Here is a 20,813-nt window from a genome sequence, read left to right as displayed (position 1 = left end):
GAAACGAGTTGGCAAGCTCGCATTGCAATGCTGTGTAAGATTACATGATAGGAGTCTTAAGTGTAAAGAGAAGTTGGGGGATGTCTGCGGATGGGCGCAGAATAAGCAAAAGTTGCTGATCAGTTGGAGGAATGCGTTCCGCGAAAGTTGAGATGAAATCGAGCTTTCGAGGGAAATCGCGAATTCACGAAAGTAGCGAAGCTAGCATTGAGCAGTGTGAAAATTTGGCGAATTTGACGGTTGTACCCCGCCCCAGCGAGTGGTTTATGACGGTATTGCTAGCAAGGGTAGTCACGAAAATGGGATTATGGGGTTTGGTCCTATGTAAACGAGCAATCTTGCTAAAGTAATTACCCCATTTGAATCGAAAACTAACAGCGGACAGTTTGTTCTGCAAAGTCCCAACGGATCGATTGATTCCAATGGCGTGCGGACTGCTGGTTCAGTTAGGGGGGAATCTAACTGAGCAGCCATACTCGAAGAGTAAGGTTAGCTGGAATGCTACTCAAGCTGCAAAGTGCAGCTTGTAGGTGGTTTCATCCATGGGTTCTCCATGTACACATCGTGAGATGGTGTGCGGACTGGAACGGCGGTTTTTCACAACAGACGGATCGACGGCCACACTTTCGCTCGGGGGTGTGGATGTTGTGGTCAAAGTTGAGAACGCGGGACCGCAAGGCAACTGACTGCAGGTCGGAATTAGGCGGAAGGAAAGCTGAGCCCAACGTCAAATGGTTCTGGCCACTTGAAGCCCTGACCCAAGTGTTTATCAGATGTGTCGTCAAAGGATTGGCGTCCGACGCCGCGGGATTTTCCCAGAGCAGTTTGATGAGCAGGGGCGTACTGGCTGACCTTGGTTCTGTTTCAGGACTGAGTTAGCTCTTAAAACACGTAAGGAAAACGGAGATCCTGCATATGAAGGTGTTCACCACAGGACAGGTCGCTAAGATCTGTAAGGTGGCCCCTCGGACCGTAAGCAAATGGTTCGACTCCGGCCGACTCAAAGGGTATCGCATTCCCGGTTCCCAGGACCGTCGCATACCACGCGAGTACCTCATTAAGTTCCTCAAGGAGCATGGTATGCCCTTGGGAGACTTGGAAGATGAGGCAATGGCTAAAGTCTTGATCGTTGCTCAGGACCAAGTTTTGATCGAAAATCTCAAGCGAGAATTGCCTCCTGAGAAAGCGTTCAAAGTTGGTACTGCTGCGAGTGGTTTTGAGGCGGGCATCCAAGCTGAGAGTTTCCATCCCGATTGCATGATCGTGGATTTCTCGATCGGCAAAGTGGAAGCTCTGCAAATTTGCCAAAACTTGCGCAAAAACAACGATTTTACCGAAATCGTCTTGATTGCGTTGCTGCCTGATGACGGACAAACATTTAGCTTTGACCGCTCCGCCATCAACGAAACGTTCAAGAAGCCGTTCGACGCTCGCCTGTTGGCCGAACGTCTGCGAACTTTGGTCGGGGGAAAGAAAGAGCTGGTCTAAGCTTTTAAAGCTCAGCTCAGTTGCCTTTGAGAAAAGGTCCCGCGATCGATTCGGAAAAATCCCCGAACTTATCTAGTTAAAAGCCCATTTGCCCTCGTGGTGAGTGGGCTTTTTTCGTGGCTGCCGGCGTCGCGCGAGAAAGGTTTAGTACCCTATCTTGCAACGCCGCTTGCGGGCACAATTTCGACTCCTGGGGGAGCCGTGTTAAAGTCGGAGCCCAAATGCGGTTCACCAGTTAGGAAAAGCAAGGGTGCTGGTAGCCCCCCTGCCCTGGCAGGCTGACGGAAACCAGCGATCCATAGACCATCGATAGAACTGATCAATAAAGCGATTGATGCCCCCCCTCGGTGAACCATGGGGGGGAAGACTCAAGGGGATAGGATTTGGAAAGCGAAAGCCACCAGGCTGGGCACTTGTCACACGTCGACTCGCACGGACAGGCCCACATGATCGATGTTGGGGACAAAGCCGTGTCGCGCCGATCCGCGACGGCGTCGGCCCACTGCCGCATGAACGCCGACACAGCCCGCGCGGTGAGAGGAAATAGCCTGCGAAAAGGGGATGTGTTGCAGGTTGCTCGGCTCGCGGCCATTGGAGCTGCCAAACGCACCGACGAGCTGATACCGTTGTGTCACAGTATTCCACTGGATAGCGTGCAAGTCGCGTTTGCCTGGCTTGAACCCGAGTTGCTAGAGATCCAAGTCACGGCGGTGGCTACCGGCAAGACCGGTGTCGAGATGGAAGCCATGGTGGGGGCCAGCCTTGCCGCGTTGACCGTTTACGACATGTGCAAGTCCAGCGACCGGGAGATGGTAGTTGAGAATGTCCAGTTACTTCACAAAGTTGGCGGAGTCCGTGGTGAGTTTCAGCGAGCTAATTTTCAGCGAAACGAGGATTAAGCTTCGATGATCGAACCCAATACAGATCTTGAAACGCAGCCGTTCAATTGGACTTCAGCCCGCTCATTTCGCGGCCTGGATGCCTCCGCCGCAGCCCCTCGCAGTAAGGTCTCTACGGAGCATCTGTTGGGAAGCGTTCACGAGTTGATCGGAGAAGAGCTCGACGGAGTGGAAGCGACTCTTCAGCAAGCGGTGAACAGCCGGCACCGCGAAGTTCAGGTGTTGAGCCAGCAAGCTGCCTCCATGGGGGGCAAGCGGCTGCGCCCCATGTTGGTGCTGCTATCTGCAGCAGCCATCCCCACGACTTCGGCAGGCCTGGACAAAGAGTGGGGCCGCCGACGAAGAGTGGACACGCAATCGATTGCCGGAGCGGTCGAGTTGGTGCATGCAGCGAGTTTGGTTCACGATGATGTCATGGACCGAGCTGAGCAGCGCCGCCATCGACCGACCATCATGGCCCAAGCTGGAAATTCCACCGCGATTCTGCTGGGAGATTATCTCTTCACGCGCGCCTATGCACTCGCTGCAGCCTGCCGCAGTACGCTGCCGGCACGACGCATCGCGGATGCGGCCGCTCTTCTGTGCGAAGGGGAGTTGCGGCAGCAGATGTCGATTGGCAATTGGGAGTTGTCGCTCAAAGAGTACCGCAGCATCCTGCTGCAGAAGACCGGTGCACTGTGTGGCGTGAGCTGCCAATTGGGAGCTTGGGCGGGGCAGGCGCCGCGCGAATATCGCCGCGCACTGTTTCAGTATGGAAACATGCTGGGGCTCGCCTTCCAAATCTACGATGATTGGCTCGATTATTGGGGCACCGATCAGGTGGGGAAGACGCTGGGGACCGATTTCGCGCAGCGCAAACCAACGCTCCCCGTACTCCACCTCCTCAACGACTGCGATCCCACGCAACGCGAGTTGCTGCTTGCTCAGTTGGATGGCTGTGCGGCTTCGCCGACGGGTGACAGCCCGGCTCAACTTCCATTCCCGGGGCTGCTAGACCAGCTGCAAGAAGCGGGCTCCAGCAATTTCACGCTTCAGGTCGCCGAGCATTGCGTGCGACGCGCCAAGCAGAGTCTGGATTGCATCCCCGATTCACGCAGCAAAACGTTGCTGTTTGCCATTGCCGATTACAGCATTGCCAGGAAGCAGTAGCCGCCTAGAGAGTGCTCTCTCGGGACGGTGGCTGGGGAGTGGGATGCCGCAGTGGAGCAAGCTCAGCGACAAAGTCCTCCACATCTTTGAACTCGCGGTAGACGCTGGCAAAACGCACGTACGCAACGTGGTCCAATGCGGCTAATTGCTGCATGACGATATGGCCAATGACACTGCTATGAATCTCGGCCTCGTAGTCCGACATGATGTGAGCTTCCGCCCGTGCGGCCACCTCGCGAATTTGTTCGCGGCTGAAGGGACGCTTCCAACAGGCACGCTCCAGCCCCTGCTCTATCTTCTCGCGTTGAAAAGGTTCGCGGGCGTCATCTTTTTTTCGAACTTGCAGCGTATACTGCTCGACCCGTTCATAGGTCGTGAAGCGTTTCTTGCATTGATTGCAAATCCGTCTGCGGCGAATTGCGCGACCATCCTCGCAGGCACGCGAGTCGATGACTCGATCGTTGTCCGCAGCGCAATGGGGACAGAACATGGGATGGGGGTCCTTCGTACAGATTAACTGTGGCTTGCAAAGAAACATCGCCAGCAGACGAAATATTAAACTAGTCGTGCAAAATCAACTAGGGTCTGTGGGAGATCGCTTCGTGCAAGTCCAGAGCCGCTACGGTTCCACGGCGGAGCGATTTTTCGCGCCTAAGCGGTGGCGAGTTCCTGCCAGTGGTCGTGAACCGGCGGCGGAATTGCTCTAGAATGCTACGCTGCCGAACTTCCACGGTTCAAGACGGTGATGCGGCCAATAGCCTATCCAATCGTCCCCTCCGAACTTGCCCCGAATCTCATCCGATACAGGAAACGAGCTATGAGTAGCGACATACCGAGTAGCGATATACCGAGTAGTGAGCCGCCCAACAGTGTGACTCCCCCTGCCGATTCCGAGTCGCCCGCGCGCGACAAATTCCAGGCTGCTGCAGCCGAGCGGATCGCAGCAGCTCGCGCGGTCCCACCCGAGCGAAGCCTCTGGAAAGGTGGGTATTCCCCCAAAGCCATGTACGGGACGTGGGTCGTTTCGGCGGTTGTGACTGTGCTTGCCTTAGTCCTGGTGGGATTGTTCGCGGGGGACCAGGCCAATGTGTGGATGATCGTAGGGGCGGTAGTACTGTTGGTCTGGTGCTACGTCATCGCACTCTACATGTACCGCCGCTTAAGCATGCACTACGAATTGACTACCCAGCGATTTGTGCATCAAGAGGGCTTGCTAGTACGGCAGACAGACCGCATCGAGGTCATCGATATTGCCGACGTGAGCTACAAGCAAGGTATCGTCCAACGCATGCTGGGGGTCGGAAGCGTGACGATTGAAAGCACGGATCGTTCCCATCCTCAGTTGATTCTGCGCGGGATCGATAAAGTGCCAGAAATAGCGAGTTTGATCGACGATGTGCGACGTGAAGAGCGTAGGAGACGCAGTTTGCACATTGAAACGAACTAGTGCTTGCTAGAGCTTCACGGCTGATTGAAGTAGTAATCCTCCGCGTGCGCAAGGATTAGGTGGTTGCCGCTACAGGATCATGGGAGCCGCCACCGTCGGGTTAAAGCCGAACGACAATCAAATCAACAGGCCGTTGATGTTCGGGTTGTCTAAGATGACGGGTTGCGCGAGAAAGCTTGCCTGAGAAAACCTGCCTGAGAAAAGAGGTATTTCGATACCCCAGGCTGGAACGGGTGCTCGGCATGTTCAGGTTAGAGCCACCGTTTCGCGACGTTCGTTGCCCCGCATGCTTCGCGTTGAGCCGGGCTGGTGCAGAGGCACAAAGAAGGGCTGCTTCCTCCCAAGTGGAAGCAGCCCGATCGCCGCAGGCTATTGCAACTCTTGTAAGACGCGCTACCTAGATGAATAGGAAGCTTGTTGGTTGGCATTGCGTCGCGTTTGAGCCGGGTTGAGTCGCATTGCAGACGACGGAGCTATTTCAGGAGCTGGCTTGGGGGCCTTGGGAGATGAGGGCTGCAAGATTGAATCGGCTGGCAGCGGAGCACTTGGGCTGACCGAATGTGGTACGACTTGGTAGTGCTCGCCGGAGGAGTGATTGCCTCCACAGTTGCATCCCCCGCCGGAATGTGAGCTAACATACTCGCCTCCTCCGGACACGAAATCGCCAGCAAAACCGCCGCCTCCACATGAGTCGCAGCCGCCATCGCAAGCGGAATCGCCACATCCGCCCATGTACGGCGTGCCCCACAAGGCTCGCAATAGGTTGCGAACAGGTTGGCAACTATTGCACTGGCCGCAGCCACCACACGCATAGCCACAGTTGTCGACGACGGGAGGCTCGCTGAGCCACTCGCCGACGTAGGTGTCGCCGCAGCCTCCCTGGCAACCTGCTCCGCGAGCGATGGCGCCCAGCCCGTTGCCCCCCATGCCGCAGGCCCCAGTGTCGCAGCTGCTGTACATGGCCCCGCCGCCCTGGATGCAGCATCCGGTCCCGAGCAGAGGCAGCAGACCTAGCAGTAGCATGGGAAATGCGGCAATCAGCTGCTTGTAACCGGGGCACTGCTGCACTTTGCCACCGAAGCTGGACAACCCAAGTAAGCCTAAAAGACGCATTCGAAACATTCTGTTTATCCTTCAAGTCGATCTAAAGCCGCCGCGTGCAGACGCGAGTAGGGCGCCTGTAGAGTCAATATCGACCGTTACATTCGTTACATCCAGAAAATCTTGCCAAGACTCGCTCGACTACCAGCTTGCTTGGCTGGCTTCCGAAGGCAAATGCTGGCAATTAAATGTGACTGCACTGCCAGGGACGGCACCTTTCTCCTGAGGCGGGCTGTCCCCGACTTCTTTGTGTTGGCAAGGCACTGGTGTCACAGATTCTTCGGGGCTAGGCTGGCAACTTTCGCCCCCATGCGCAATGATTGGTCATTGCAAGCAATAGGTGGGGCTTTAGAGATGTGAAGGGTTCAATGTCGGGAGAAACTAGTCGTCAGGGGGCAGATCGTAGTCGAACATTTGCACTGGAAGTGGTAACTAGGCTGCGAAATGCTGGGTTTGAGGCATTGTGGGCAGGCGGGTGTGTCCGCGATTTGCTGATGGGAAATGTTCCAACCGATTATGACGTGGCGACGTCGGCGACTCCGGAAGCGGTCCGAGCACTGTTTGGGAAGTCTCGCACCTTGCCCGTGGGGCTGGCGTTTGGAGTTGTAATTGTACTTCCGTCCGCCAAGGGGGCGGATCCCATTGAAGTGGCCACGTTTCGAACGGAAACCAGCTACAGCGACGGGCGGCATCCCGACTCGGTGGAATACTCCACTGCGGAGTTCGACGCTCAACGCCGCGACTTCACGATCAATGGCATGTTTTATGACCCGCTGTCAGAAAAGGTCTTGGACTTTGTCGGTGGCAATAACGACCTCGAACGGCGAGTGGTGCGGGCTATTGGAACCGCCAGTGATCGGATTGCTGAGGACAAGTTGCGCATGTTGCGCGCGATACGGTTTGCAGCTCGATTTGGCTTCGAACTCGATCCACAGACTCGGCAAGCCATCGGGCAGCAGGCAACACAGATCGACGTGGTCAGCGGGGAGCGTGTGGCCAGTGAACTGCGTAAGATGCTGCTGACCGATCGGCCGGCGTGGGGCATGCAAATGCTGTTCGAAGTGGGGCTGCTCGGAGCGATTTTTCCGGAGCTTCAGAATGTTTGGCCGCAGGCGTCGGAAAAGGTCAGGCGGTTGCTTCAGGCCCTGGCGGATTGGCCGCTAGCGAGACCCGAAGACGATGTGTGGAAATCGCGATTGGCTGGCATGTTGTGGCCCTTTGTGGGCTGCCGGGACATCCCGTCGGATCACACCGCGCCGATGCGCGGCACTGGTGATGGTGCCCAGGGGACTCGGCCGCTGGTCGAGACGCGGGAGTTGCTCAAGACTCGGCTCAAATTGTCCAACGATGAATTAGTGGGAATCGACTATGCGCTTCGTTCCCAGCAATTTTTTGAGCAGGCGGGGCCGACGACTGGGCACCTGCCATGGTCGGTGCTGCAACCCTGGCTCATTCATCCACAGCTGCAAACCGGTTGGCTGCTGTTTCAAGCTCGGGCTACGGTTGAGCCGCATTTGCAGGGGGCGTGTGAGTGGATCGATCAGAAATTGAATCAGTCACGCGAGCAATTGGACCCGCCCCCTCTGATCACCGGCCAAACTTTGATCGAATTGGGAATGCGCCCCAATCCGGCGTTCCGAGATTTGCTGGCTGCCGTGCGAGCGCAACAGTTAGATCGGCAATTGACCAGCCCGGAAGCCGCGTTGGAATGGATCCAATCGCAGCGCGAGTCGTTTGGGCCAGACGCCTGTTAAGGACGACGGGCAATGCGAGCGTTATTCTGCACGAAGACCTTCGGGTCGTCGACGATCCAGGCAGTCGTCCAATCCCGACCATTATCCCCATTGACTACATTGTAGAAAAAGGAGCGAAAGCTCTCGCAGCGGTAGCCATAGGGGTATTGCGAGGTGATGTAGTCGGCAGCGGTGAGGTTCTCCACACCCGGTTTGGCGTAATAGTGCACCATCCCATCCTGTGAGCAAGACATGCCCAAGGTCCACCAGCCAGTCGTGGTGATTTGAGGGCCTTTGAAGTCTCCGCCGTTGCGATTCGCACGCACACGGAAGTAGGCATAGTCATCCGGTTGGCCGGTTTGATACTTGCTGTCCAATACGATGAACAACCCAGGCCAATAGATTTCATCCTCTTCCGATTTTGAAGTGAAAAGGAAACGCTTTTTCGTTTCTAATTTGGTGGTTTCCAACGCAATACGAAAGGCGAAGTGGGGGCCGGAGCGGTGTTCCCATTCGGCAATGGGAGGTAGGTAAACGCGAGTGGTAACGCTGGGAGCCTGAGTCACCGAGATGGTGCCACCCAGGGCGTATTGCACGTTTCCAATAAAATCTTCTTGGTGCATGGTGTGGCTGGGACGATTGGGAATGCCAGTATGCAAAGATTGCAGAAGTAGCGCTCCCTGGCTGCCTGGCAGGCCTCCGGGCGGGGTGTCAACGCGTCGAACGACGTCGGGATGCCCTCGCTTTATCCCTTCAAACCAGCGACCGTTGGCCGATTTGCCGATGGGTGTGTTCTGCTGTTCATTGATGTCTTCCGAACTCTTCGGATCGTTGGGGATGTAGTTCCAATTGGGATCCTCGAAGTCGTCTCCAACCTGCGTTAGCTCGATACCGGTACCGGGCACAAAGGCGCTGCTGGCCGCCGTGCCAACCTGTGCATGACAGGGGAGCACCGAAGAGCAGGAAATGGCAATGCTAGCAAGTCGTAGAAAAGTAAATCGTCGCATGAAAAGTCCCTCAATACCGAATCTTCCGAATCCTCAAGATGTATCGGTTCTGCGGGTGCGAGATGTTTGACCTATTTGCGGCGAGTTTTTTTGCTCAGGGCACTTTGGGCTCCGAGTTTTCGTCCGCTGGCAACTCTCCCGGGCGCCAGGCAGGTTCGCCAATCTGGTGGAGCGCGCCGAAAAGGTGCGTCTTGCTCAGGGTCCGTAGCATGTGCTATACCAGTGGCTTCGTCGACGAACGCTGCTCCCTGATCCTTGCTCCGGAGGGGCGTTCTCTGAATCGCTAGGGGATTTAGACCTCCCCGCGTTTTCCTCTGTCCGGATTTATCCCATGTCTAGTCCTACCCCTTTGATCGACATCTCCCAGGTCCTCGAATTGCATCGCAGTACCGTAGAATTGTGGCACTTGCAGCCAGTGGAAAATACCTACCAAGGCGTATTGGAGCTGGTCTGCCAGCAGCACATTTTTAACTATGAGCTGTGGCATCAAGAGGATATTGCGCGGAGTCGAGACGTTACGGACGCCGAAATTGCGAAGGTAAAACGGGCTATCGATCAATACAATCAAGCCCGCAACGATCACATTGAAAAACTCGACGATTGGCTCACCCAGCAGCTTGAGGTGAACGGCGTTTCGCCTAAGCCCGACGCAAAATTGAACACCGAGACGCCCGGTAGCGCGGTTGATCGCCTGAGCATTATGTCGCTACGGCTCTATCACTACGAGGAGCAGTTGCAGCGAGAAGATGTCGATCAAGATCATCTGGCGCGGATGCAAGCCAGGATCGCATTGTGCCAAGAGCAACGCCACGACTTGAGTCGCTCGCTTAGTGAGCTGCTCGAGGAAATCCAAGCTGGCACCAAAATGCACAAGACCTATCGGCAGATGAAAATGTACAACGACCCCACCCTCAATCCCTACCTCTACAAAGCGGCGAAATAGGGTTGCGGGTTACGTGGTCATTGCTTTGGCGGTCTGCGCCCATCCCCAGGGCAAGAATAGCAGCAGTGGAAGCCAAATGGAGAGGGCTGGCGAAACGAGCTGGCCTGAATTGCCTAGAGTGGACAGGCCCATGGAAACTGCGGTAAAACCTGCCACGATTCCCAAGCACACGCCAGCCACCCAAAACATGTGTCGGTCTGGGCGTTTCAACAGGACTGGGATTCCTAGTAGTAGGACGGTCCAGTCCGACAATGGGCGGAGCAGACGCTGGTGGATTTGCACGCGCACATCTCGGCTATTCACCGCTGTTTCCCCTTTGACGAAATGCACCAATTCGCCGGTGGAGGCAAATTGCTTCCAGGTAGATCCTCCACGCAACATCTCAATATTGACGCTGCTTGCCAGGAAGCAGCTGTCGGGAGCCAGCCAGGGAGCATCCGTAGGGGTTCGCAATAAAGGGGTTTGGTCTGCGGTGTAAACACTGGGGAGTGCAACGACGTTGGTCGGCGTCTCGACATTCTGCAAGATGAAGCCAGCTGGGTGTTCGCTGGTCGCAGCAGTCCATTGGGCCCGTTCAGCGGTTAGTTTATTTCCAAGAGCGGTGAACAGTGGTCCCCCGTAGATCTTGAGATTCGGGCCGATAATTTCCGCAGTCGCAGTGACGAGATGCTGCCCCTGAAACAGCACCATGGGATCTGGGTCATAGAGTGGACGGATGGGACGCGGGTTGCCAGCCAAATCTTGCGGGTTCTTCGTCAATTGGTCTTGGTAGCGAGGGAGGATCAATTCACGCGATGCGGCAGCAACGGCGATCAAGGCAAAAGAGGCGATGAGCAGAGGGCGAATGATACGCCGTTTCGTCACGCCGGCTGCCAACAAGGCAGTCAATTCATTGGTCTTATTCAGCCAAGCGATGACAAACAACATCGCTAGCAACGCCAGCATACCACTGAGCTTTTCGAAAATCACGACCGCAAACGGACTGAAGTACTCAATCAGTGAGGACAATAGCGTGCGGTGGCTGTGTTCTGCATATCTGACGAATTCATCGAGATTGGTCAAGATCTGCACGACGATGAGCAGACCGGTGACTGACGAAAAACAGATAACCAAGACGCGGGCGTAGAGCGTCAGGATGTAGCGATCAATGCGAGTCATGAGGCCGCCGGTGAGAAGTGAAGCAAGACCGCGCTAGCTTCCCATGACCAAGCCACTCTCGGCAAGATCAATTATTGAACTCACCTGACTCGGTTCGGGAAGCCTCAATGCAAGCATTGGGAAGTGCGCGAATGCGTGCTTGCAAGGCACGAAGGCAGCGCTCCCTATGGAGTGCGATGACTCGTCATCGCTGTGGAGAGATAAATCGCAGCTGAGTGAATAATCCACCGAAGAGATGTTTGGGGGCAGCCGCTGGCCATCATCTGCCGGGCAGCCTGCGGTGGATTCCATGCGCGATGGGGAAACTGCGTTTGGTTGCCTGGCAAGAAAGCTACGACAAGTCGCAGCACTCCCTAGAGAGCCGATTCCCGGCTCCTCCTCCTCCCACATCGGCTGGCGATCTGGGATGGGAGGAGCTGGGGTATGAAATCAAAGCTAGAAGCCGACGCCGCCTTGGGCTCCACCAGTAGTGGTTCCGGTTCCGGTTCCGGTACCGCCGCCCGTGGTTGTCGATCCGCCGCTGACAAAATTGAACGTGCTAATTTCTCCGATTCCCGTGAAGTTGGGCGAGGGCGAAATTCGGACGTAGCGGCGATCGGCTGAAACGACGCCCGTCACAAACATGCTAGCACCTTCAGGGATTGTGGTAATCACTGGCTGATAGCCCACAACTCCACCTCCTACGGGGAACCCGAACCCACGCCGTGCAGCGCGTGCGTTGTTGAGTAGGGTTTGGCGGAAATCGTCGTAAGCTTGATTGCTACTGCTATCGGAGCTGGCAGCATCGCCGGCCAATTGACCGAGCACCGCGTGGCTCGTCTTAATCTGCTTCTGCCGGATATTGGCCAACTGGGCTTCCGCAATCGGTTGAACCCGATGGCCATTTTTGACAGCCACGTTCACGACTGCATCTCGCTCGCTAACATCAATCTGTTTGACGATACGCTGTTCTTCCGGCGTTCCAAAGTCCGTGTAGATTTCCACGGTGGCTTTTCCGCCCGAGACATCTCCCCAGATTTTGCGGATCAGAATGTCGTATTGACCAGCATATCCCTCGGAGCAGACGTAGTATTCGGAATAACCATCAATGGTTGCTCGGGCACTGGCGCTGGAGGTGTCCCCAAGCAGCACACCGCCGCTGATCGTCTGAGGGTTGGATAGCGAGCAGATCGTGCCAGCTGGTTCTTGAACGCGAATGTCCAGATCCGCCTGACCTGACCAGTTAACTCGAACCGCAATGTCACGCACCATGGCGGCGCGAATTTCTTCTTCGAACGCTTTGGATTCCACCACGCGTCCCGATTGAGCCAAGCGAGCTTGAGTCGTGATGGCCAACAACCGAGCTTCTTGGTAGAGGTCGGCTTGTTCGATCGGCCAAGCCTTGCTGAGAATTCCTTTACAGGTCCAGCGTAGAGCTTCGTTGTCCTTGAGCTCTGAAGCCAAAGGTAGCGCGAGTGCATAAATGTCGTAACGGTAGGGTTCGACCATCGCGATATCGTGCAACAGTTCGAGGGCTTCCTGTTTCATTCCTCGCTGAGCCATGTAGGTGGCCAGCTTGAAGGAGTGATTGGTGTCGCCTTGAAAATCGAGTCCACTTAGCAGTACGCGTTGAATATCTGCGTCAGGATATTGGCAGGCTTCCATCCCCAAACTCAATGTTTGGTACATCCACGGGAGTGGGTAACCGGCTGCAATTAGTCCGTTGAGGAGGTCGACGATCTCTTGGAATTCGCGGGTTAGCTGGACTTGGTCGTTGATTTCTAAGTACGCCGATGCGACTTCGACCTTGCCTTGCACGAAGCTCCGCAATTTTTCGTTGAGTTGCGGGCGATCTTCTTCGGGGCATTGCGCGAACCGTTCAATCCATGGATCGATATTCGAGCTGCTGCCGGCTTGATGAAGTGCGAGCGGGGAGGCTTCGCTGGACTTGGTGCTGTCGTCTGGTACGGCAAACATGCCACCGCCCATGCCACCCATGCCGCCGCCCATGCCGCCCATGCCGCCACCCATGCCGCCCATGCCGCCGCCCATGCCACCCATGCCGCCGCCCATACCACCCATGCCGCCACCCATGCCGCCCATGCCGCCGCCCATGCCGCCCATGCCGCCACCCATCATCGGGGTGGGTGGGATAACCAAGTCACCCACGGGATAGACCTTGTTGATCGGCTCGGCTTCAGCGTCATCCTTGCTCGTGATAAGCATCACTTCATCGCGGATAATGTAGGTGACTTCAGGAGGGTCGACCTGTTGGAACAGCAATCGCAACATGCTACGCAGGCTCAGCGGTGGTAGTTCCAGGTCGATGGGAAAATCGGGATCCACACCGACAGCCGCTAATTCTGTTTGGTTGATGTGGATGGGGATGTTGTATTCGTCCTTCAGGTCATCAATGATGGATTGAAGGGGTTGTTGGCGGTACTCTGGAGTCACCGATTGCTTGAGCGCGGAGTAGATCCGCTGTTCGGTATCATTGCCACCGGCCAAGTTGATGGAACCATAGCGTTCTTTGCGTCGTGCTGAGAGAGCTTGCCATACTTCAGGTGCTGGATAGACCAGCGGTGGGACACCATCAAAGGCAACCGCTGCTTCTTCCACTCCACGCAAGGCGTCGACGACACCTTGTTCCCGAGCTTCGAAGACCTTTTGGAGCAAGGCCTGATTGGAAGCCAGCGAGCTCTCTTCACGAGTGACCACATGGAGAGTGGAATTGGGAGAAATGATTCCAATTTCGGGAGCCACTTCTTTACTGGCGGCCAAGTACTCTTCACTCGTCATCAAGAAGTTGAATTGTTCGACGAGTTGTTTGAGCGACTCTTCGCGTCGGTCGGTTTCTGCAAGCAGGCGCATCGCTTGATCAGCTTGACTGCGTACGGTTTCGGCTTGCTGCACACGATCGAGGTAGCGAGCTTCCTTCAACGCTGCAATTTGGATAGCCGAGCGAACGTGTTGTTGGAGTTGAGCACGTAGGGCTGCGTCCAGGTCCACGGCGCTGTCGAGTTCTTCTAAAAGCAGCTTGAGGGAGTTCTTAACCCCGGTTGGATCGCGTCCCGATTGTTCTTGAGCGACGCGCAATTGTTGGCGAACATCCGCTTCCAAGGCTTGCGAAGCCGCACGCCGCATCGCTTGTTCTTCGGCCAGTAGATCGCCTGCACCGAGGGTTTCGTCGAGTGCGGAGAAGCCGCTGTTGTCGCTGGCTGCTCCACCAAACTGGGTGAACTTACCGGTTGGAACGGCGGAACCCGCTTGCTTCTGAGCAGCATTCAATAGGCTGACAGCTTCGGCATTGTTGGGATCGTTCTTAAGAGCTTCCTCAGCAATACGGATGGCGGTATCGACTTGACCCGCGCGTAGCGCAAATTGCCCGCTCTTCACCATCTCTGTAGCTGAATCGGCAAGCATAAAGCTCATCGCTCGCAGTCCATCGGATCCGAGGGCGGGAAGTGTTAGCCCACCGTCCCGTGCTGCTTGAGCTGTTACCGAGGCTAGAAATCCCATATCCGGATTGCTGGATTCAGGCTCGGCGTCCCAGGAAATATCGACTGCTTGGCCAGCAGAGGAAGCGTGAAGTTGAATTTTTCCGGCAGTGGCAATCCCTGTCGATTGACCGACGATGACGGTATCGCGATCGACTCGTAGAGGAGGGAACTGTTGGGGGAAGTGGCTAGCCAGCGACTTGGGCAGTTCAGCTTGCTCAATCCACAGGACGGGCAAACTAGTGCTTTGCCCCAAGACTCGCCCCATGGCCTGGGTGGACTCGTCAATGGCGTCGCGCGAAAGGACGATACCACCGGTTTGGTTGGCCAGGGCGGCTAGAGTTTCGACATCGACGAAGGGGCCGATTGCTAGTGCAGAAACGGTGATCCGCGCCTCAATCAACTCATCGACCAGCTGTCGCTGTTGGTCCCGGGAAAGGAAGCGACTGCGATTGATGCCATCGCCGATATACACAATTGTCCGTTGAGCAGGAGCACCACTGAAGTGAGCCGAAGCCGCCTTCAATGCGCCACCCAGGTCGGTGGTTCCCAAGGGAACGCGTTTCTTAAGACGTGCAACTGCCGTCCCCCAATCCGCGTCAAAACTGGATACCAGCCCGTCCGACAGAGGTACGGCCTGGACGTCACACGCGATCAGTCCCACACGGGAGGCACTCGTCAACGAATTGGCCAGCTCCTCCAATACCTCAAGGGCATCCGTCCGGACTTGTCCGGTTTGCGTGGCGGAGGTGTCGAACAGGACAACGACTTCATAAGCCTCAGCAACTGGGTAATCGCCGCGCGGATCGGCTTGAACCGAGAGGGCAAAGTACTCGCTGTCGGCGTTTTGGAACGTTGCCCAGCGGCTGACACCACTGACTTGTGGTTGTGCGGCCTGCACCATCGGTGCAATGGCAAGGGCCATGAGTAACCAAGTTGGTTTCGCAAACGACATTTCGATACGGCTCCCTGAAAACCTGAGGAGATAGTGAATGGAGTGGGTGAACCGATGGTGCTTATCTAACGAGTTCTTGATCTCGCGGGAAATCGCTTCCCAACGAAAACACTCGACTCGGCAAACTTCAACACGTTCATACGATTCCTGGCAAAGCTGGAAACTGCGTCTCGAGAGAGGGGCAGCGAAGCAGTGGAAGGAAAAGAAAAGTTTCTACCAGTAATTCATTCTATTTGCCTAACCAGCAACCTGCCACAAAATTAGTTCAAAATAGGGCGAGGTGTAGTGATTGAAAGCCTAAGAAAACCGAATGAAACGATTCCGTCTAATACGAGTGCAAGTTGCGTACCAAATGTGTTTTTCTGGGGCTGCGAGGGCATTCGTTGCAATTTGCGTGATTCGCATCGGCCGAGAATGAAGGATTCTGCCACAGGTGTAGCATTTTGCTGCACTTGTCATGGAAGCGGACCGACAGGGCCTGCGGCGGAAAAGGCCGGAATAACGGCAATAACGGAAAATTTTGCCTACTTTCACTTACTTTGGTTTAATCGATACATCCCTCCCAGTCGATAGTCCAGGTTAGATAGTGCCCTGCGAACGGTAGGCGCATAAACCATGGATGGGAGCCCTTCGGCGATGATAGGTAGGCAAAACGAGCGTTCCAATCAACACTACGAGCCACGGCGGTGCGTCCCAGGGGTGCTCCGTTTGCAGAGGGCAGGCCGCTGGCGGACTGCACTTGCGCTCGTGGGGGTCGGTTTGTTGCAGGCCCTGACCTCGCAGGTTGAGGCGCAGGAGGAACGCGGCCAGGAGCCCCCTCCCATCCTGCGTGGAGGCATTGTGCACCAACTTCGTTCACTTTCGGAAGAGGCGCTGGGGGTCTTCAAATCGAATGACTCCAAGGAGAATTCTTCCGCTCCAACGCATAGCGGTGGACATCTCAGTAGCCCTGCGCCGTCGCTGCGGAACCACGCACCGCGGCAGCCCCGGCTGCCGACCAGCGGGGAACCGACGCGAAGCTCGATTCCTCACCCTTCCCTGCCGGCTGTCATCAGCCCCGAGGATCTCGCCCAGCGTTCGGGCATGACCGATTCCGCAATGCCCGGATCGGGAATTGGCGCAGCCCCTACACTTTCGGCCCCAGCCTCTGGCCGCGTGTACGTTACCGAGGACTTGCCACCCAGCGTGGCCGCATCCCTGCGTGGCAAATCTCGGACAGCTCCGTCGACATCGTCGACCGCCAAATCTACAGCATTGCGATCATCCGATCGCAGCATCGCTGCCACGGGCAGAGTCTCGACGGTGGCTGATGACTCGGAATCTCGCGCACCCTTCGTGCCTCGCGTCCCCCTGCCCGGGAGGAGCGCCAGCGGCGCGGCACTGAGCAGCGGCAAGACGGCCTCGCTAGGTAATACTCCAGCGACGCCTTCCCCGCCGAGCGACGCGACACGCGTGGCTTCGCAAGTGGAAGGCAGCGGTGCTGCTACTGGCTCGACTCTCACGGCGGATAGTAAAGCTGCTGCGGTAGCCCAGTTTCCCAACTCGAAAACGATGCCGAGTCCACCGCCGCAGGCGAGGACTGCGCAAAGCGTCAGCGTGCCAGCCTTCCTGGTGGATGTTCCGACTTCCGAACGAGGCGGACTACCGGCATCGCCCGGCGAGCGTTCGTCCGCCTTAAGCTCCGACCCTGCCTCGCTACCCTCGATGCCGATTCTCTCGGCCAACGGTTTAAGCAACCAAGAGGAGAGCAAGGCTTCTGACATGAAGAAAGCAGCGCCGGAAAGCAGCTTCTCCGCGAGTTTGCCCCGTGACCTCTCAACCAATAGCAATGCTCTGCCAGCCCCTGCGGGAACGGCGGCATTGGATTCCAATGCTCGGCATGACCTACCGGAAGCAGAAGGCGCGCAACCGCCCCATGGAGGAGCTGCCAAGGTTGAGCTGCCCACCGGTTTGCCTGCCAAGGGGCCGTTCCAATCTGCTGGGACTGCCGCTGCTCCGAGCAAGCCACCAGCTGCCAACGGCGACCAGCGGATGAAAATGGAATCACCTCATATCGTTGTGGAACTGACCGGCCCAGCCGACCTGCCAGTCGGCACACCCGCCAACTATGCCATTGTCGTCACCAATACTGATGCGATCGATCTGCGTGGGCTGATTTTGCGCATGGATGTGCCGGTGGGAATCGCTGTGCAATCGCTCAAACCGAGTCATGGCGAATTTGAAGTCGAGCATGCGGCAGATGGAGCCACTCTACTGACTTGGGGATTCGACCACTTGGCCTCCGGGCAGACCGCTTCGGCGCCCGTACAATTGGTGGCATCCCGTCCGCAGAACTTTGCGGTGGCTATGGAGTGGACCCTGATCCCACTTACTTCAAGTACCGAGTTTGATGTCTTGGCTCCTCGCCTGGAGCTAGCGTTGGAAGGGCCGTCCGAAGTTCGTTTTGGGGAGCCCAATGCCTACCGCTTGCACGTTCGCAATCCAGGCAATGCGTCTGCTTCCAATGTAGCGGTGACCTTGACCGCTGGTCCCTATGGCTCGAGCACTTCCGAGGTTGGCAGCATCGCTGCAGGTGGCGAGCAAGTCATCGAAGTAGAGCTGATCTTTAATCAAAAAGGCCCCATTGCCATTGCCGCCTCGGCGGTCGCAGCGGGCGAATTGAGCAGCGACACAGACATCGAAGTGCTTGTGCGCAAACCTGAATTGCAAGCGAAGATGGCTGCCCCCTCCCTGGTCTACCATGGTTCGCCGGCAAGCTACCTCGTGCAGCTTGCCAACTCCGGGGACGCTGTGGCACGCGATGTCGTGGCCAAAATCAAGCTGCCGCCTCAAGCAGAAGTTCTCGCCAAACCGGCGGGAGCCGAGCTGGTTGAGGGTTATTTGACCTGGAACATTGAAGAGCTCGGTGTCGGCAAATCGTTGGACTTTCCAGTGCAGTTGCAGCTCCTGCAGGAAGGCGAGAACCTCGTCGAAATTGTCTGCGAAGGAACCGCGGGAGAGTTGGCCAACGCAGCTGCGACGACTCAACTACAATCGATCGCCGACGTGAAGTTGCTGGTGAACGATCCATTGTCTCCAGCACCGGTGCAAGGCGAAGTGTTGTATGAACTCACGCTAACCAACCGAGGGTCGAAAGCGGCCAGCAACGTGCGTGTTGTCGCTCAATTCTCCGATGGCATCGAACCGACACGGGGAGAGGGACAGCCCTGTCGCATCATTCCAGGACAGCTTCTGTTCGAACCTCTCACCACCTTGGCTGCAGGGGAGTCGGTGCAGTTGCAAGTATTTGCAGAGGCGGCGACCGCGGGAATGCACCGTTTCCGAGCGGAGGTCCGGATGGACGAGTCGGAAGCACGCTTGGTGCAAGAGGAATCCACTCAGTACTTGGATACTGTAGGAAAGATCGCTGCCCCGCTGACAAACCGGGTCTTACGCTAAGTCGCGAGGGTTGCTGAGCCGTAAGGCATCTGCCAAATGGGACGTGGCTGCAAGGCGTGGTCCCTAGGCGGAGGCCGCGCCGCGGAATCGCCGGAGTTACGGCCGTTCGCGGAAGATTGGCAAAGAGATAACGGGACGCTCGGAATGTACCGCGCGTAAAAAAGGCCCGAGAGTTTTTCCGGGGGGGGCAAACTCTCGGGCCAGCCTGTTGAGGCAACCGTGGTCAATTGCTACTTGTCCTGCTCGCTGGCCGCCTTGGCCTCCTGCAGTTCTTTCAAGAAGTTGGCTACGTAGCGATCATCTGGGCCGACGAGTTTGGCAGCTTCGGTTTCCAAGGCCAACGCTTCGTCGAGATTGCCTTGGATGAAATGCAGGTGAGCGGCCGTATCGAGGATACTGCCCTTCAATTCCCCTTGGGATTTCTTAGCGGCAGCCATGGCAGCTTCGATGGAAGCATCGACAATCTTTTCGATGCCTTCAGCACCGCGTGAGGACATTTCAAAGACGTTCCAAGCTAGGGCGTTGACTTGTTCAGGATTGTCCGCCATCTCGACAAACAAGCTTTGAGTCAGCGTGACTGCCTCTTCGGTTTTCTTCGAAATCAGGAGCAACTGCAGCTTCAAGTTCTTCAACTCCAAAGTGCCTCCTTCTTGCAGGGCTTTGTCGAGAACCTTCAGGGCGCCTTCGAAATCTTGTTCACTCGCCAGTTGCATCACTTTTTGGCGTGTCACCTCTGCGAGTTGAGCTGGCTTGAACTCGGAAGCAAATTTCTCCCGGTCCCAGTTGCCGTCGACCACTGCTGCGAGCGGTTCGTCCATTTGCATGGGATGGCCGATCCATTCGATCAGTCCCGTTTTGCCGACGAGGAAGGCCGTCGGGATACCGCCTTGAGCGGCTGCATTCATGTAGCTTTGGTAAGAGCTCTGATCGGGATCGGTGGTCAGGCAATAAGCACTGGTCAATTCCCGGAACGTTTGTTTGGCTGGCTCCTGGGCATCTTCGGCCGGGCCACGCTGGGGAACAGCTCGTTCCAAGAATTTTTCAACGGTCTCGAGATCTTCATCGCTAATGCTGACAATCTGCACACCTTGGTCAGCGTACTTGTGTTGGGTCTCTGCCAAGTGTGGCATGCTCATGACACAGGGGCCACACCAGGTAGCCCAGAACTCGACAACATAGACTTTGCCAGATTCAAACTTGGTAACTGGCTTGAATTTCCCCTTGCCGTCCTGGACCCAGTGCTCAACGTCCAGAGCGGGAGCAGGTGAGCCTACCGTGAGCAGATCCGCATCTGCCAGGGTTGGCCGTACGAGGCCGCAAAAGCATCCAATGGCCAACAGAGCGGTCAATAAGCTATGGAATTTCAACGAAATGACTCCTGGGTTTTCGAAGGTTGACGATTCTTGGGGCAAGGTGATTGCCCCCTTACGAAAAATCGTTGTAGCCGGTTGAGCATACCATTTCTAGCAGTCGCGTCTGTATCATGCTTCACGCATCCTGCTTGAATATTTGTTGTTTCTACGCCAAAGGGACTGGTTTTCTGGAGTTGAAACTCGGCGGTTGCGAGTTACGTAGGTTCTAGACCGCTTGTACAATCAGGGGCGGTTGGGGCTGCATGGAGCCATGAAAGCTCTAGAAGCCCCGATTTACTTGAGAAGCCCCAAATTAAAGGAGCCCTGGATTGAATGAACGTCGCGCTAAGATCGAGGCTATGTTGGAAGATGAGCCTCAAGACCTGTTTCTTCGCTACTCCCTAGCCCTTGAAATGAATAAAGATGGGGAGCTGGAAGGGGCACTCAGCCATCTTGCGGGGTTGTGCGATGGCGAGCCACCGTACGTTCCCGCCTTCTTTCGCAGTGCTCAGCTGCTGGCGGAGGATCAAAACATCGATACTGCGCGAGAGTTTCTCCGGCGGGGAATTGACGAGGCGCGCGCTCAGGGGGATTTGCACGCCGCAGGCGAAATGAGTGAAATGCTCTCCGACCTCGGCCAATTCGGGGAATGACTCCCCTTACCTAC

The 20,813-nt window shown here is 56.3% G+C and carries 17 protein-coding genes; 10 read left to right on the top strand and 7 right to left on the bottom strand.

From position 1 onward, the window contains the following. Nucleotides 1-542: 542 nt before the first annotated feature. The 4 genes from Q31a_RS30470 to Q31a_RS22715 all read left to right on the top strand — a co-directional run bounded on the left by Q31a_RS30470 (nucleotide 543) and on the right by Q31a_RS22715 (nucleotide 3,536). Nucleotides 543-686 carry a hypothetical protein gene (locus Q31a_RS30470; RefSeq protein WP_197355539.1) on the top strand — a complete coding sequence of 48 codons (144 nt, stop codon included), beginning with the start codon at nucleotides 543-545 and terminating at the stop codon, nucleotides 684-686. Between the two features lie 229 nt (nucleotides 687-915). After that, nucleotides 916-1,488: a response regulator gene (locus tag Q31a_RS22725; protein ID WP_145082872.1), complete on the top strand. Its 573-nt coding sequence runs from the start codon at nucleotides 916-918 to the stop codon at nucleotides 1,486-1,488. 383 nt (nucleotides 1,489-1,871) lie between these two features. Next, nucleotides 1,872-2,387, top strand: coding sequence for a cyclic pyranopterin monophosphate synthase MoaC (moaC, locus tag Q31a_RS22720; RefSeq protein WP_315851633.1), 516 nt, complete (start codon nucleotides 1,872-1,874; stop codon nucleotides 2,385-2,387). A gap of 6 nt (nucleotides 2,388-2,393) precedes the next feature. Then, on the top strand, nucleotides 2,394-3,536 hold the full coding sequence (locus Q31a_RS22715) for a polyprenyl synthetase family protein (protein ID WP_145082870.1): 1,143 nt from the start codon (nucleotides 2,394-2,396) through the stop codon (nucleotides 3,534-3,536). A gap of 4 nt (nucleotides 3,537-3,540) precedes the next feature. Here Q31a_RS22715 and nrdR read toward each other — a convergent pair whose 3' ends face one another. Then, nucleotides 3,541-4,026 carry a transcriptional regulator NrdR gene (gene nrdR, locus Q31a_RS22710; protein WP_145082868.1) on the bottom strand — a complete coding sequence of 162 codons (486 nt, stop codon included), beginning with the start codon at nucleotides 4,024-4,026 and terminating at the stop codon, nucleotides 3,541-3,543. Between the two features lie 76 nt (nucleotides 4,027-4,102). On the opposite strand from nrdR, the gene Q31a_RS30465 reads away from it, so the two are divergent. Both Q31a_RS30465 and Q31a_RS22705 read left to right on the top strand, forming a co-directional pair. Beyond that, nucleotides 4,103-4,243, top strand: a complete 141-nt coding sequence (locus tag Q31a_RS30465) for a hypothetical protein (protein WP_197355536.1) — start codon at nucleotides 4,103-4,105, stop codon at nucleotides 4,241-4,243. Between the two features lie 110 nt (nucleotides 4,244-4,353). After that, nucleotides 4,354-4,983 carry a PH domain-containing protein gene (locus Q31a_RS22705; RefSeq protein WP_231690900.1) on the top strand — a complete coding sequence of 210 codons (630 nt, stop codon included), beginning with the start codon at nucleotides 4,354-4,356 and terminating at the stop codon, nucleotides 4,981-4,983. A gap of 393 nt (nucleotides 4,984-5,376) precedes the next feature. Here the strand turns inward: Q31a_RS22705 and Q31a_RS22700 are convergent, their stop codons facing one another. Further along, on the bottom strand, nucleotides 5,377-6,105 hold the full coding sequence (locus Q31a_RS22700; RefSeq protein ID WP_145082866.1) for a hypothetical protein: 729 nt from the start codon (nucleotides 6,103-6,105) through the stop codon (nucleotides 5,377-5,379). 347 nt (nucleotides 6,106-6,452) lie between these two features. Here Q31a_RS22700 and Q31a_RS22695 point away from each other — a divergent pair, with 347 nt between their 5' ends. Then, nucleotides 6,453-7,838, top strand: a complete 1,386-nt coding sequence (locus tag Q31a_RS22695) for a CCA tRNA nucleotidyltransferase (protein WP_145082864.1) — start codon at nucleotides 6,453-6,455, stop codon at nucleotides 7,836-7,838. Here Q31a_RS22695 and Q31a_RS22690 read toward each other — a convergent pair. Next, complete coding sequence (locus Q31a_RS22690; RefSeq protein WP_231690899.1) at nucleotides 7,835-8,824, bottom strand: hypothetical protein; 990 nt, start codon at nucleotides 8,822-8,824, stop codon at nucleotides 7,835-7,837. The genes Q31a_RS22695 and Q31a_RS22690 overlap by 4 nt on opposite strands. Nucleotides 8,825-9,155: 331 nt before the next feature. Between Q31a_RS22690 and Q31a_RS22685 the strand changes: the two genes are divergently transcribed. Further along, complete coding sequence (locus Q31a_RS22685) at nucleotides 9,156-9,767, top strand: DUF4254 domain-containing protein (protein ID WP_145082862.1); 612 nt, start codon at nucleotides 9,156-9,158, stop codon at nucleotides 9,765-9,767. Nucleotides 9,768-9,776: 9 nt separating this feature from the next. Here Q31a_RS22685 and Q31a_RS22680 read toward each other — a convergent pair whose 3' ends face one another. From Q31a_RS22680 to Q31a_RS30460, 3 genes are all read right to left on the bottom strand, one after another. Further along, nucleotides 9,777-10,925, bottom strand: coding sequence for an LptF/LptG family permease (locus tag Q31a_RS22680; RefSeq protein ID WP_145082860.1), 1,149 nt, complete (start codon nucleotides 10,923-10,925; stop codon nucleotides 9,777-9,779). A gap of 435 nt (nucleotides 10,926-11,360) precedes the next feature. Continuing rightward, nucleotides 11,361-15,356 (bottom strand): vWA domain-containing protein, encoded by a 3,996-nt coding sequence (locus Q31a_RS22675; protein ID WP_145082858.1) that lies wholly within the window; start codon nucleotides 15,354-15,356, stop codon nucleotides 11,361-11,363. Between the two features lie 1,028 nt (nucleotides 15,357-16,384). After that, on the bottom strand, nucleotides 16,385-17,119 hold the full coding sequence (locus tag Q31a_RS30460; RefSeq protein WP_197355535.1) for a hypothetical protein: 735 nt from the start codon (nucleotides 17,117-17,119) through the stop codon (nucleotides 16,385-16,387). Here Q31a_RS30460 and Q31a_RS30455 point away from each other — a divergent pair. Beyond that, on the top strand, nucleotides 17,118-18,794 hold the full coding sequence (locus Q31a_RS30455) for a CARDB domain-containing protein (protein WP_197355534.1): 1,677 nt from the start codon (nucleotides 17,118-17,120) through the stop codon (nucleotides 18,792-18,794). The two genes, Q31a_RS30460 and Q31a_RS30455, sit on opposite strands and share 2 nt — an antisense overlap. A 230-nt stretch (nucleotides 18,795-19,024) precedes the next feature. Here Q31a_RS30455 and Q31a_RS22665 read toward each other — a convergent pair whose 3' ends face one another. Next, a complete protein-coding gene (locus Q31a_RS22665; protein WP_231690898.1) occupies nucleotides 19,025-20,161 on the bottom strand; it encodes a TlpA family protein disulfide reductase in 1,137 nt (378 codons plus the stop codon). 314 nt (nucleotides 20,162-20,475) lie between these two features. Between Q31a_RS22665 and Q31a_RS22660 the strand changes: the two genes are divergently transcribed. After that, a complete protein-coding gene (locus Q31a_RS22660) occupies nucleotides 20,476-20,799 on the top strand; it encodes a hypothetical protein (protein WP_231690897.1) in 324 nt (107 codons plus the stop codon). Nucleotides 20,800-20,813 lie beyond the last annotated feature (14 nt).

Origin of the sequence: Aureliella helgolandensis (genome assembly GCF_007752135.1) — a bacterium.
Lineage (GTDB): Bacteria > Planctomycetota > Planctomycetia > Pirellulales > Pirellulaceae > Aureliella > Aureliella helgolandensis.
This window is presented reverse-complemented; position numbering and strand designations above follow the sequence as displayed.